Origin of the sequence: Micromonospora sp. NPDC007208 (assembly GCF_042869175.1) — a bacterium.
GTDB lineage: Bacteria > Actinomycetota > Actinomycetes > Mycobacteriales > Micromonosporaceae > Micromonospora > Micromonospora foliorum.
On the sequence record NZ_JBIAFG010000008.1, the window covers coordinates 67,000 to 80,247 of the forward strand.

The 13,248-nt window shown below is 70.5% G+C and carries 12 protein-coding genes; 3 read left to right on the top strand and 9 right to left on the bottom strand.

Annotation, left to right across the window (positions count from 1 at the left end):
- The first annotated feature begins 41 nt into the window (after positions 1–41).
- A complete protein-coding gene (locus ACFYL6_RS17915; protein ID WP_387172670.1) occupies positions 42–890 on the top strand; it encodes a putative RNA methyltransferase in 849 nt (282 codons plus the stop codon).
- A gap of 2 nt (positions 891–892) precedes the next feature.
- Here the strand turns inward: ACFYL6_RS17915 and ACFYL6_RS17920 are convergent, their stop codons facing one another.
- The 3 genes from ACFYL6_RS17920 to ACFYL6_RS17930 form a co-directional block, all read right to left on the bottom strand.
- On the bottom strand, positions 893–1,573 hold the full coding sequence (locus ACFYL6_RS17920; protein ID WP_387172358.1) for a DUF4272 domain-containing protein: 681 nt from the start codon (positions 1,571–1,573) through the stop codon (positions 893–895).
- A gap of 110 nt (positions 1,574–1,683) precedes the next feature.
- Positions 1,684–2,967, bottom strand: coding sequence for a thymidine phosphorylase (locus ACFYL6_RS17925; RefSeq protein ID WP_387172360.1), 1,284 nt, complete (start codon positions 2,965–2,967; stop codon positions 1,684–1,686).
- 157 nt (positions 2,968–3,124) lie between these two features.
- On the bottom strand, positions 3,125–3,835 hold the full coding sequence (locus ACFYL6_RS17930) for a cytidine deaminase (RefSeq protein WP_387172362.1): 711 nt from the start codon (positions 3,833–3,835) through the stop codon (positions 3,125–3,127).
- Between the two features lie 89 nt (positions 3,836–3,924).
- On the opposite strand from ACFYL6_RS17930, the gene ACFYL6_RS17935 reads away from it, so the two are divergent.
- Positions 3,925–4,518 (top strand): TetR/AcrR family transcriptional regulator, encoded by a 594-nt coding sequence (locus ACFYL6_RS17935; protein ID WP_387172364.1) that lies wholly within the window; start codon positions 3,925–3,927, stop codon positions 4,516–4,518.
- A 4-nt stretch (positions 4,519–4,522) separates the two neighbouring features.
- Positions 4,523–5,533, top strand: coding sequence for a type I glyceraldehyde-3-phosphate dehydrogenase (gap, locus tag ACFYL6_RS17940; protein ID WP_387172366.1), 1,011 nt, complete (start codon positions 4,523–4,525; stop codon positions 5,531–5,533).
- 105 nt (positions 5,534–5,638) lie between these two features.
- Here the strand turns inward: gap and ACFYL6_RS17945 are convergent, their stop codons facing one another.
- The 6 genes from ACFYL6_RS17945 to ACFYL6_RS17970 form a co-directional block, all read right to left on the bottom strand.
- A complete protein-coding gene (locus ACFYL6_RS17945) occupies positions 5,639–6,919 on the bottom strand; it encodes an ABC transporter permease (RefSeq protein ID WP_387172368.1) in 1,281 nt (426 codons plus the stop codon).
- 3 nt (positions 6,920–6,922) lie between these two features.
- The gene (locus tag ACFYL6_RS17950; protein ID WP_387172370.1) at positions 6,923–8,302 is read right to left on the bottom strand and encodes an ABC transporter permease; all 1,380 of its coding nucleotides are present in this window, start codon (positions 8,300–8,302) and stop codon (positions 6,923–6,925) included.
- Positions 8,299–9,933, bottom strand: coding sequence for an ABC transporter ATP-binding protein (locus ACFYL6_RS17955; protein ID WP_387172672.1), 1,635 nt, complete (start codon positions 9,931–9,933; stop codon positions 8,299–8,301). Before ACFYL6_RS17955 ends, ACFYL6_RS17950 begins: the two co-directional genes overlap by 4 nt.
- Positions 9,934–10,123: 190 nt before the next feature.
- Entirely contained in the window at positions 10,124–11,191 is a 1,068-nt protein-coding gene (locus ACFYL6_RS17960) for a BMP family protein (RefSeq protein ID WP_387172673.1), read from the bottom strand.
- Between the two features lie 277 nt (positions 11,192–11,468).
- Positions 11,469–11,810: a hypothetical protein gene (locus ACFYL6_RS17965; protein WP_238662274.1), complete on the bottom strand. Its 342-nt coding sequence runs from the start codon at positions 11,808–11,810 to the stop codon at positions 11,469–11,471.
- Positions 11,811–11,879: 69 nt separating this feature from the next.
- Positions 11,880–13,247, bottom strand: coding sequence for a hypothetical protein (locus ACFYL6_RS17970; protein WP_387172372.1), 1,368 nt, complete (start codon positions 13,245–13,247; stop codon positions 11,880–11,882).
- Between the last annotated feature and the right edge of the window lies 1 nt (position 13,248).

Consider the following 13,248-nt stretch of genomic DNA (forward strand, 5'->3'; position numbering starts at 1 on the left):
ACATGGACGCGTTCCGGGGGTTGGACAAGCCGCGGCCTGATATGGACCCCCGGGTCCTCGACCGGCTGCGCTGCCCGGTCTGCGGCGAACCGCTTCGACAGGCCACCGACGTTCGGGCACTGCGCTGCCCACGACGGCACAGCTTCGACATCGCGCGTCAGGGCTACGTGAACCTGCTCACCGGTCGGGCGCCGCACGTCGGTGACACCGCCGAGATGGTCGCCGCCCGTGCGGACTTCCAGGCCGCCGGGCACTACGACGTCATCTCGGGAGCGCTTGCCGCCGCGGCGACGCGGGCCGGGGCGGGCTTCGGGGCGTACCCCCTGGTGGTGGATGCCGGCGCCGGCACCGGCCGGTACCTCGCCGCGGTGCTGGCGGCGCTGCCGGACGCCGTGGGTCTGGCCCTGGACGTGTCCAAGCCGGCGCTGCGCCGCGCGGCCCGCGCACATCCCCGGGCTGCCGCGGCGCTCGCCGACACCTGGCAGCGGCTGCCCCTGGCGGACGCCTCGACCGCCGTGCTGCTGAACGTCTTCGCCCCGCGCAACGGCGCCGAGTTCCACCGGGTGCTCGATCCGGCCGGGACGCTGCTGGTGGTCACGCCTGACACCGACCATCTCGTCGAGTTGGTGGACGCCCTCGACCTGCTCCGGGTGGACCCGGACAAGGCCGACCGGGTGACCGACAGCCTGGGCGGGCACTTCACCCTGGTCAGCTCGGCGGCGCACCGGGTGGAGCTCGCCCTGAGCCGGGCCGAGGTCGCCACACTGGTCGGGATGGGCCCGAGCGCCTGGCACACCGACCCGGACGCGCTCGCCGCCCGGCTGGCCGCCCTGCCCGAGCCGGTAAGGGTGACGATGGCGGTCCGGGTGGACGCGTACCGGCCCCGCTGAGCTCAGGTGGAGAGGTCGACCTCTTCCCAGCCGGGCGGCTCGTCGTGGTACGGCCCGCGCAGGATCACCGCCCACTCCAGCGCCCAACGCCGCTGCCCGATCGCGTTCGCGTCGACCAGGCCCGGCGCACGCCGGCCGCCGCGCTCGGTCTCCAGGTACGCCCAGTCCAGGCAGTAGTGCAGGTCGAGCAGGGCGGCCGCGTCGGCCGGGTGCTGCGGCGCCGTGAGGATCCGGGCCTGCCAGTGCGGGAAGCTCTCCCCCTCGGCGATGTGCGGCAGCCGCTCGACCAGCCGCTCGTCGACGGCGAGCGTCGGGTCGAGCTGCTTGCTCAGCCCGAGCACCCACGCCAGCGCGAAGAGCGCGTCGTGGTGCAGCACGAACGACCGGTGGTCGCCCTTGCCGCCCATCACGAACTGCCACTCCGGCGGGGTGACCATGTCGACGAGGTGCGAGCCGAGCAACCAGCTCATCGCCGCCTGCGGGGGCATCCCGAAACAGCGGGCCAGGATCAGGTGCAGCACCGCGATCCGCGCCTCGATCTCCACGGTCGGGCGCAGGTCGATCTGGTCACCCGGCTCCCAGACGAGGGGAAACTGGGCCGGCGGCAACGGCAGGCCGAGCCGGGACAGCTCGTCCAGGCTCGCCTCGCGCACCTCACGTGGGTCGGGGGCAGCAACGGTCACGGCGGATCTTCCTGTCTGCTCGCGCCGGCGCAAGGCCGGTTGTCCCCCCTTGGCCTGCGACAATAGCGCTCCCAGGTGACCGGCACCACGCCAGGGCGACGCCGGATCGATCAGCCGATGCGTTCGATGACCAACGACGTCGCCGCCGGGGCCGTCGACGCGATCCGGACCGCGCCGGCGGCCTCGGTGAGCGCTGCCGGAATCCGCGTCGCGTCCTCGGCACGCAGCTCGTAGAGCGGGTCACCGGCCCGCACCTCGTCACCCGGCCGCTTGTGCAACACCACACCGGCCGGCACGCTGACCGGGTCCTCCTTGCGCGCCCGACCCGCGCCGAGCCGCCACGCCGCAACCCCCATGGCGTACGCGTCGACGGCCGCGACGTACCCGTCCCGCTCGGCGCGGACCACCTCCACCTCGGCGGCCGTCGGCATGGGCGCGTCCGGGTCGCCGCCCTGCGCCCGGACCATCGCCCGCCAGGAGTCCATGGCCCGGCCGTCGCGCAGCGCCGCCGCCGGATCGGCGTCCGGCAGGCCGGCGGCGGCGAGCATCTCCCGGGCCAGGGCGAGGGTCAGCTCCACCACGTCCGCCGGCCCGCCACCGGCCAGCACCTCGACCGACTCGGTCACCTCGACCGCGTTGCCGATCGCCAGGCCGAGCGGGGTGGACATGTCGGTGAGCAGGGCGACCGTCCGCACACCGTGCGCACCGCCCAGCTCGACCATGGTGCGCGCCAACTCGCGGGCCTGGTCGACGGACTTCATGAAGGCGCCCGAGCCGACCTTGACGTCGAGAACCAGCGCCCCGGTGCCCTCGGCGATCTTCTTACTCATGATCGAGCTGGCGATCAGCGGGATCGCCTCCACGGTGCCGGTCACGTCGCGCAGCGCGTACAGCTTGCGGTCGGCGGGGGCGAGCCCGGCACCGGCCGCGCAGATCACCGCACCGACCTCGTCCAACTGGGCGATGAACTCGTCGTTGCTCACCGTGGCCCGCCAGCCCGGGATGGACTCCAACTTGTCCAGCGTGCCGCCGGTGTGCCCGAGACCTCGGCCGCTCAGCTGCGGCACGGCCGCGCCACACGCCGCCACCAGCGGGGTGAGCGGCAGAGTGATCTTGTCGCCGACGCCGCCGGTGGAGTGCTTGTCGACGGTCGGCCGACGTACCGCCGACAGGTCCAACCGCTCACCGCTGGCGATCATCGCGGCGGTCCACCGGGCGATCTCCGGCCCGGTCATGCCGTTGAGCAGGATCGCCATCGCCAACGCGGACATCTGCTCGTCGGCGACAACCCCCCGGGTGTACGCGTCGACCACCCAGTCGATCTGCGCGTCCGACAGCACACCCCCATCCCGCTTCGTCCGAATAACGTCAACAGCAGCAAAACCACTACTCATCAAATGATCTTTCTTAGTCGGTTGGAGAAATCGTGCCCGACGGACGGCAGTGCCCAAGACGGGGCCGGGGCCGACCGTGCCCGGCGGAGGGATCAAGCCTGACCGCCCGGAGCCGGGCACGGTCGGCCCCGGCCCTCAACCGCAACCAATCCCAAGCTCAACCAGCAGCCCACCGCACCGGGATCTCCAACGGCGGCTCACCCTCGCCGGCCCAGAAGATGGTGCCGGTGGCGTCCACCACGACCACCCGGGGCGTCCGGGCCAGGCCCCAGGTGATTGCCTCGGCCGGGTCGTCCCAGCTCGGCGCCTCCTCCAGCACCCCGGTCTCGGCGCCGGCGTCGTCTCCGGCCGACCGCTCCCAGTACGCCGTCCACACCTGCTGACCCGCGGACATGTCCGGGTGCACGAAGACGGTGCCGCGCCCGCGCCAGGCGGCGAGCCGCTCCGGGACCACCGGCACCGGCGTCTCACCGGTGACCGCCTCCAGGTCCTCCACGCCGAAGGCGTGCGGCAGCAGCTCGGCCATCCGCAGGGGGCGGGTCTTGCTCTCGATCAGGCAGTCCGGCCCGCCGTGTTCCCAGAGCAGCTGCCGGCAGCGGCCGCACGGCATCAACGGCTCGCCTGTCGCGTCGACGCAGGAGAGCGCGACGAGCCGACCGCCACCGGTGGCGTGCAGGCTGGACACGACCCCGCACTCGGCACAGAGCGTCACCCCGTACGCGGCGTTCTCCACGTTGCAGCCGACCACCACGCGGCCGTCGTCGACAAGCGCGGCCGCGCCGACCGGGAACGTCGAGTACGGCGCGTACGCGTGCCGCATCGCCTCGGTGGCGGCGGCGCGCAGCCGCGCCCAGTCAATGTCGGTCATGCCACCATTCTGCCCAAGCAGCCCAGGTCAGGAGCGGGCAGGGCGGGGTCCACGGGCACTCTGTACCTACTGGTATGTACAGTGACGCCATGGACTCGCGACAACTACTGGTCGACACCATGAGCGAGCTCATGTGGGAGCGCGGCTACGCCGACACCAGCCCGCGTGACGTTCGCGAACGGTCCGGCGTGGGCCAGGGCAGCATGTACCACCACTTCCCGACCAAGCGGGATCTCGCGCTCGCCGCCCTTGAGCGCAACGTCGCCGATCTGCTGCCGGCCGCGTCCGAACTCGACGATCCGGGCGACCCGATGGCTCGGATCGAGGCATACCTGATGCGTCCCCGCGACGCACTCAAGGGCTGCAAGGTCGGCCGGATGACCCAGGACCCGCAGGTCCGCGAGGACCCGGTGCTGCTTGCCCCGGTGGCGCGCGCGTTCGCCCAGGTCCGCGTCCGGTGGGTCACGGTGCTTCGCGAGGCAGTTGCCGCGGGCGAACTGCGGGACGACCTCGACCCCGAGCAACTCGCCAACACCCTGATGGCCGTCCTACAGGGCGGCTATGTGCTCGCGATTGCCCAGCAGGACCCGGGCCCGTTCGACGATGCCCGCGCCGGCGCTCTCAGCCTGCTCCGGGCGGCGGCACCAGCCGGGCTCGCCCACGAGAACGACAGGATGAACTGAAGCCATGACGGTACGCATCGGCATCAACGGGTTCGGACGGATCGGGCGCACCTACCTGCGCGCAGCCCTGGCGAACAACGCCGACGTCGAGGTGGTCGCGGTGAACGACCTCACCGATGCCCGCACGCTGGCCACCCTGCTCGAGTGGGACTCGATCTCCGGCCATCTGGACGGCGTCGCCTTCGACGGCGACGCGATCGCCGTTCAGGGCACGCGCATGAGGGTCTTCGCGCAGTCCGACCCGGCCACCATCCCCTGGGGTGTCGTCGGCGTCGACGTCGTGATCGAGTCCACCGGCCACTTCGCGGATGGCGGCGCGGCGGCGGCCCACCTCAAGGGCGGCGCGAGGAAAGTGATCATCTCGGCGCCGGCCAAGGGGGACGTCCCCACGTTCGTGCTCGGGGTGAATGACGACCGGCTCGACCCGAACAGCCACGACGTCTTCTCCAACGGCTCCTGCACCACGAACTCGCTGGCGCCGCTCGCGAAGGTGCTCAACGACTCGTTCGGCATCGAGTCGGGACTGATGACGACAATCCACGCCTACACGGGCGACCAGCGGCTCCACGACGCGCCACACTCCGACCTGCGCCGCGCCCGTGCGGCGGCCGTCTCGACCATCCCGACGTCGTCGGGCGCGGCGAAGGCGATCGGCAAGGTCATCCCGGAGCTCGACGGGCGCCTCACTGGCGCCGCTCTGCGCGTACCTGTCGCGACGGGCTCGATCACCGACCTCACCGTGGTCCTCCGCCAGAGCGCCGACGTCCGGGACGTCAACGCGGCGTTCCGCGAGGCGGCCGCATCCCCGAGGTTGCGGCGCTACCTGCAGTACTCAGAGGCGCCGCTGGTCTCGGCGGACATCGTTGGCAACCCCTACTCGTCGATCTTCGACGCGCCGCTGACCGAGGCCGTCGGCAACCAGGTCAAGGTGTTCGGCTGGTACGACAACGAGTGGGGCTTCTCCAACCGCCTCGTGGAGTTCTCCGAGCGGATCGGAGCGGCTGCGGCGGCCTGACGCCGAGGACCACCACGGCGTACCCGGGAAGTGTCTGGGTGGGTTTGGCGGGCGACCGCTGTGGTCGTGCCCGGCGGGACGTCCCGCCGGGCACGCCTGCGGGCGTCAGCCCTTGATGTACGGCTTGCCGTCGGCGGCCGGTGCCCGGACCCGGCCGACCAGCCCGGCGACGGCCAGGATGGTCGCCAGGTAGGGCAGCATGGCCAGGAACTGGCTGGGGATGGAGCTGCTGATCGCGCCCAGGTAGGTGGCGAGCTGGTCGGCGAAACCGAAGAAGAGCGCGGCGAGCAGCGCGCCTGTCGGGTTCCACCGGCCGAAGATCAGCGCGGCCAGGGCGATGAAGCCCTTACCGCCGATCATGTTCTTGGTGAACGAGTAGAGCGCCAGCGTGTAGGACGCGCCACCGATGCCGGCGACCACGCCGGCCAGCAGCACGTTGCGGTAGCGGACCCGCAGCACCTTGACGCCGAGCGTGTCGGCGGCGATCGGGTGCTCGCCGACCGACCGGGTCCGCAACCCCCACCGGGTACGGAACAGCCCGATGTGGATCACCAGCACCAGGAGCAGCCCGAGGTAGAGGAAGATGTTGCCGCGGAACAGCGCCGGCCCGAGCACCGGAATGTCCTTCAGCAGCGGGATCTCCCAGTTGCTGAAGCGGGGCGCGCTGTTGTACTTCTCGGCGTCGGTCTGCATCAGCCGCTCGTAGAGGAAGCCGGTGACGCCGACGGCCAGCAGGTTCAGCACGATGCCCATGACGACCTGGTCGACCAGGTAGCGGATGGCGAAGACGGCCAGCAGCAGCGAGATGAACGCGCCGCCGATGGCGGCGGCGACCAGGCCCACGCAGACGCTGCCGGAGATGCTGCCGAAGAGAGCCCCGCTGAACGCGCCCATCAGCAGCTGGCCCTCGATGGCCACGTTGACGACGCCGGAGCGTTCGCAGAGCACCCCGGCGAGCGCGCCGAAGATCAGCGGCAGGGCCAGGATGAACGTGCCCCGGATGATGTTGACCAGCGGCATGAAGTTCTGCCCGGCCGGCGCGGCGGAGACCTGCCAGCAGAGGAACGACAACACGAAGGCGATCAGCCCGACGCCGAGCACGGGAAGGAACCACCGCTTCGGCACCCCGGCGAGCAGCGCCGCGCCGGCGGCGATCGTGATGATCCCGAACAGGATCGCCCCGATCGTGCCGTTGATCTCCAGTGCGGCGCCGGCCGCGTCGTCGCTGAGCGTGAACCGGGCCTGCTGGTCGGTGGCGAGCGCGCCGAAGAGCACCGCGGACAGCAGGCCGAGCCCCAGCAGCGTGAGGCCGACCTTGCGGCTGCGGGTCCAGAAGCCCTCGTCGACCGGGGCGACGGCGATGTCGGGGACAGCCATGGTGGACATGAGTTACCAGCCCTTCGCCAGGCTCGTCTGCAACCGGGCGGCACGTGCGGCCCGGAGCTGGAAGATCGCCTTCACCAGGGCCGGCGCGGCGATGAAGATGACGATCAGCGCCTGGAGCACGGTCACCAGCTCCAGCGAGATCCCGGAGTACGACTGCATCCGGTTACCACCGGCCTGCAGCGCCCCGAACAGCAACGCGGCGAGCAGCACCCCCCAGGGCTTCACCCGCCCCAGCAGCGCCACCAGGATGCCGTCGAAGCCGATCTGCGCGACCACCAGCGGGGTCAACGCGCTGGCCGTCGAGCCGAGCACCATGTTCGAGCCGCCGAGGCCGGCCAGGATGCCGGCGAACACCATGATCAGGATGTACGTCCGGGTGACGCTGATGCCGGCGGTCCGGGCGGCGTCCGGGTTGGCGCCGACCGCGCGCAGCTCGAAGCCGAGCGTCGAGCGGTTGAGCAGCCAGGCGACCGCCCAGGTGGCCAGCACGGCGAGCAGGATGCCGGCGTGCACCCGCAGGTTGTCGCCGAGCAGTCGGGGCAGCTGGGCGGAGCTGTCCACCGCCTTGCTGATCGCGTCGGTACGGGTCGGGTCCTGCACGCCGTTCTGCACGATCAACCAGGTGAGGAAGTACGTGGCGACGTAGTTGAGCATGATCGTGTTGATCACCTCGTGCGCGCCGGCACGGGCCTTGAGGATGCCGGGGATGAAACCCCAGATCGCTCCACCCAGCGCGCCGGCCAGCACCGCCACCAGCAGGTGCAGGCCGGGCGGCAGCGGCAGCAGGAAGCCGGCCAGCGCCGCCATGATCACGCCGATGGTGGCCTGGCCCTGGGCGCCGATGTTGAACAGGCCGCCCCGGAAGGCCAGCGCCACCGACAGACCGGTGAAGACCAGCGGTGCCGCGTAGGTGAGCGTCTCCGAGATCGGCGCGAGCACTGCCTGCCAGCCGTTGGCGCCGTCCAACCAACCGGAGAACGCCTCGGGGTCGAACACCGACCCCTTGAACAGGTTCGCGTACGCCTCGCTGACGAGCGTCCAGCTGGAGTTGATCGCGTCGGACGGGCGGGAGGTGATGTACGAGTAGGTGGAGAGCACCTCGGGATCAGAAATGATCATCAGCACCGCGCCGACCACGATCGCCAGCACCAGCGACAGCAGGGTCACCGTGAAGGTGTTGGCAGCCCAGAGGTTGTCCAGGAACAACCGGCCCAGGCTCGGCTTCGCCTCCGGCTCCCGGTCCGGCTTCGCCGTTGCCGCCGAGCGGTCCGGCTCGGTCGCCACCTCGGCCCGTTCGGTGTTGCCGAGCGCGTTCTGCGCGGCCTGCGCCTCGCTCACCGGCTCCTTGTCCGGCGAGCCGGACTGCGGGTTGGGGTTGGTCATGCCTCGTCCTCGCTCGCGGAACCGTCGGCGCGCGCCGGGCTCCCGTCTGCCACGCTGGGCTGATCGGCGGCGGGTGCCGCGTCAGGCTGATCGGCGGCGGGTGCCGTGACGGCGTCGTGGGCCGCGTCTGGGCTGATGCCGGCCATCAGCAGACCGATCTCCTCACGCGGGGTGTCCGGGCCGACGATGCCGATGATCCGGCCGCGGTACATCACCGCGATCCGGTCGGCCAACCCGATCACCTCGTCGAGTTCGCTGGAGACGACCATGACGGCGGTGCCGATGTCCCGTTCGCGGATGATCTGACTGTGGATGAACTCGATCGACCCGACGTCGACGCCACGGGTCGGCTGGGCGGCGATGAGGAGCTTCAGCGGCCGGGACAGCTCCCGGGCCACGATCACCTTCTGCTGGTTACCGCCGGAGAGGGTGCCCACCGCGGCGTCGGCCGATGAGGTACGGACGTCGAACTGCTCGATCCGTTCCTTCGCCGAGGCGGCGATCGCGTTCGGCTTCAGCGCGAGCCCGGCACCGAACGGCGGCCGGTCGTAGATGTCCAGCACCAGGTTCTCCGCGACGCTGAACTCCTTGACCAGGCCGTCCACGCTGCGGTCCTCGGGAACGTAGCCGACGCCCGCCCGGAGCACCTTCTTGGGCTTCCAGCCGTCGATCCGGTCGCCGGCCAGGCTGACCGTGCCGGCGAGCACCGGGCGCAGGCCCATGATCGCCTCGATCAGCTCGGTCTGACCGTTGCCCTGTACGCCCGCCACGCCGAGCACCTCGCCCGCGCGTACGGTCAGGTCGATGCCGTCGACCGCGCGGATCTGCCGGTCGTCGTCGACGACCAGCCCGGCCACCTCCAGCACCGGCTCGCCCGGCGTGGCCGGGGACTTGTCCACGGTGAGCCGGACGTTGCGCCCGACCATCAGGGCCGCCAACTCGTCCCGGCTGGCCTCCGGCGAGGCGGTGCCGACGGTCTTTCCGCGTCGGATCACGGTGATCCGGTCGGCGATGGCCTTGACCTCGCCGAGCTTGTGGGTGATGAAGACGATCGACTTGCCGGCCGCCTTGAGCGACCGCATGACCGTCAGCAACTCCTCGGTCTCCTGGGGGGTGAGCACCGCGGTCGGCTCGTCCAGGATGAGCAGGTCGACGTCGCGGGTGAGCGCCTTGACGATCTCGACTCGTTGCTGGACGCCGACCGGCAGGTCCTCGATCACCGCGTCCGGGTCGACCCGCAGGTTGTAGCGCTCGGACACCTCGGTGACCTCGCGTCGGGCCCGACGCCGGTCCAGGAAGCCGGCGATGCCACCCCGGACCTGCTCGGCGCCGAGCATGATGTTTTCGGCGACGGTGAAGACCGGCACCAGCATGAAGTGCTGGTGCACCATGCCGATCCCGGCCCCGATCGCGTCGGACGGGCCCTTCAGCTTCAGCGGCTTGCCGTCGACCAGGATCTCGCCCTCGTCGGGCTGGTAGAGCCCGTAGAGCACGTTCATCAGGGTCGACTTGCCCGCGCCGTTCTCGCCGAGGAGGGCGTGAATCTCTCCAGGCTCCACCGTCAGGTCGATGTGATCGTTGGCGACCAGATCACCGAACCGCTTGGTGATGCCGCGCAGTTCGAGTCTCAGCGCAACCTCCTGGAGTGCGAGCGATGGTGCAGCCTAGCTGCCGTGGAACCGGCCGGATCGGACCGGCCGCCATGGTGCGCGATCGGCCGCTCCGACCCCGCTGGGTATCCGCGGAGCCGGAGCGGCCGATCGGTCGTACCTGTCCCCCGCCGACCTCACCGATGATCTCACCGGAGGGGCCGGCCGGTCGTCACTTGGTCGGCTGGGCCGCCGAGGTGACGGTGATGGTGCCGGCGGCGATGTCCGCCTTGATCTTGTCGACCTCGGCCTTCAGCTCGGCCGGGACCTTGCTGTCGAAGTCGTGGTACGGGGCGATCGAGACACCGTTGTTGGCCAGGGTGCCGACGAAGCCCGGCTTGGCCGGCAGCTTGTCACCGGCGGCGGCCTTCACCACGGCCTCCTTGACGGCATCCGGGATGTTCTTGACCACGGTGGTCACGATCGCGGAGCAGTCCGGGGTGCTCTCGCAGCCGTCGACGTCCACCCAGATGGTGCTGTACTTGCCACCCGACGCCTTGGCCGCGGCGGTGGTGCCGAGGCCGGAGCCGCCGGCGACCGGCATGATGATGTCCGCGCCCTGGGCGACCAGCGCGTCGGAGACCTTCTTGCCCTCGTCCTGCTTGGCGAAGTCGTTGGTGAAGGAGCCCTTCTGGGTCTCCTTGTTCCAACCCAGCGCCTGGACGTTCTTGCCCTTGGTGGTGTTGTAGTACTTCACACCGTCGACGAAGCCGTCCATGAAGATGGTGACCGGCGGGATCGGCAGACCACCGTAGGTGCCCACCTTGCCGCTCTTGCTCATCCCGGCCGCCAGGTAACCGGCCTGGAACGCGGCCTGGGCGGTGTCGAACTGCATCGGGTAGATGTTGTCCAGACCCGGGTTGGAGTCGACGATGCCGAACTCCTGGTTCGGGTTCGCAGCCGCGATCTTCTTGGTGGCGTTGGCCATCAGGCCACCGACCGCCAGGATGAAGTTGCACTTCTGGTTGACGTACTGCGTCAGGTTCGGCTCGTAGTCGGCCTCCGCCTTCGACGCGACGAACTTGATGTCGATGTTGTCGTTGGCGGCCTTGGCCTCCTGCAGACCCTTCCAGGCCGAGGTGTTGAACGACTTGTCGTCGATGCCGCCGACGTCGGTCACCATGCAGGCGCTGAACTTCTTGGCGCCACTGCCGGCGTTGTTGTCATCCTTGGGGGCCTCGCCACAAGCGGCGGCGGTGAGCGCGAGCCCACCCACCGCGAAGATCGAGGCGATCCGCATCCCACGCACCGAGCGCAAGACGTCTCCTTCCCATTGCACACCGCGCCTAGTGCGGTGGCAGCCCATCAGCCGACCTGCGGTATGCCGCCGGCTGTCCCACGTTACGGACGGGAGCGTACGCCCGCGCCCACCCACCGGCCGACAATCGTGCACGACTGTTGAGCGCCTGTTACCCGGGTGTAACCCTTGCGTGGGGCACGTCACTCTTCGTACTGGTAACCGAGCGCCGTGGCGTCCGCAACGTCCGATTTCTGGAGGCGTTTTCCCTCCTCGGACGTTACCGCCAAAAGACCGCGACCGCCGCGTTGACCAGGGTCAGACCGACGATCGCGAGGAAATGACCACGGTTGACCACGTCCCGCTTCCGGGAGAAGAAGACCATGACGAAGATCAGCAGCCCGATCACCAACTTTGTCACAAGTTTTGCCGGTGCCGGCTCGTCGCCGTCGCGCAGGGGCGCGGACAGGCCCAGCCCGGTCAGCACCTGGATCACCGAGCCCCACAGCATGGCCGGGTTGATCCGCAGCCGGCCGCTGGCGTACTGGGCGATCGAGCCACCGAGCAGCAGGGCGAACCCGATCAGATGGACGTAGAGGAGGATGAGTCTGAGAGCTTCCACGTTCGCCATACTTCCCTATGAACGACGGCTCGTAGTAGTGGGAACCGCCGACGGACGCGGATCAGTCGATCAACCGGTCGCTGTCGGGGCGGCGCGCGACAGGGCCGGCTCGTGCGGCTGGTCGAGCACCGGTCGCGACTCCGCCCGACTGTCACCGCCGAACGCGACGGCAACCCACCCGGCGAGGCTCACCGCCGACAGGAGCGTCACCGGCAGCGTCACCCGTTGCACCGAGGTCGCCAACCACCACTCGATGTCGTTCGGACCGGACAGGTAGGTCCCGATCAGGACAGCCAGGTAGTAGCCGTTGGCCGCCCACAGCCAGCCGTCCGCGGCCAGCCCGGTCGCACGGCGTCGCCCGCGCAGGAACAGGGTGCCGAGCAGCGCCACCACCGCGGCACCCACCAGCAACAGACCGACCACGTCCCACAACGCCGCGATGGTGAGCTGGAACCGCTCCACCGGCGCAGTCCGGTCACCTGAGGCGCCTTCGGTGATGTCCGACTGGGCGTCCAGCAGGCGGGCCAACACCGCCCAGGCGCCCCCGGCCAGCACCGGCAGCCAGACCAGCGCGGCTCGCCGCAGGTCGGCGCGGGCCCGCACGGTGACCAGCAGGGCGAGGCCCACGACGGCGATCAGCCCCTCGTTCTTGCTGAGCGCCGCGACGGTCAGCAGCAACAGCGGCAACAGGGGCCGGCGCAGCGGATCCGCACCGAGCAGCAGGGCCACCACCGCGCCGGCGAAGGCGGCGGACCAGAGCGCGTCGGCGAGCCCGCCGGTCACCGCGTACTCGACGTTCGACCAGGTGGCCAGGCCCACCGCGATGGCCAGCGCCCAGGCCACCCGCGCGGACACCCGACCCAGCGTCCGCCGGACCAGGTAGACCAGCATCGCGATCGCGGAGACTGTGACCAGCGCGCCAACGAGCTGGGCGGTACGGAAGTCCGGCTCGACGACGCTCCACACGGCAGCGATCGGCGCGGAGGCGAAGGGCGGGTAGTCGGTGTGCGAGAAGACGAAGGCGGGGCTGCCGATCGTCGCCCGCGCGTACTCGCTCCCGTTGGCGAAGTAGCCGGCGTGCAGCCACCAGATGGAGTGCGCGTCCCACTGGTAGGCCGGTTCGAAGATCATGAAGCACGGCGGGAGCAGTGGCAGCGCGATCAGCAGCGCGTGCGGCCACCCTCCGTACGGCACCGGCTCGCCGGGGCGGCGCAACAGCCACCAGGCGCAGCCCACTCCGGCGGCCAGCACCAGGGCGATCCAGAGCTGCAGCGGACCGCCGACGACCAGCATCAGGAGCACCGCGACCGTGCTCAGCAGCGCCGCCACCAGGGGCGCGAGGAGCAGGGCGAGGAAGGGACTGCGCAGGATCGCGAAGGCCAGCGGAAAACCGGCGACGAGGAGGGCGAGTACGGCGAGGATCGGGGTGACATCCATG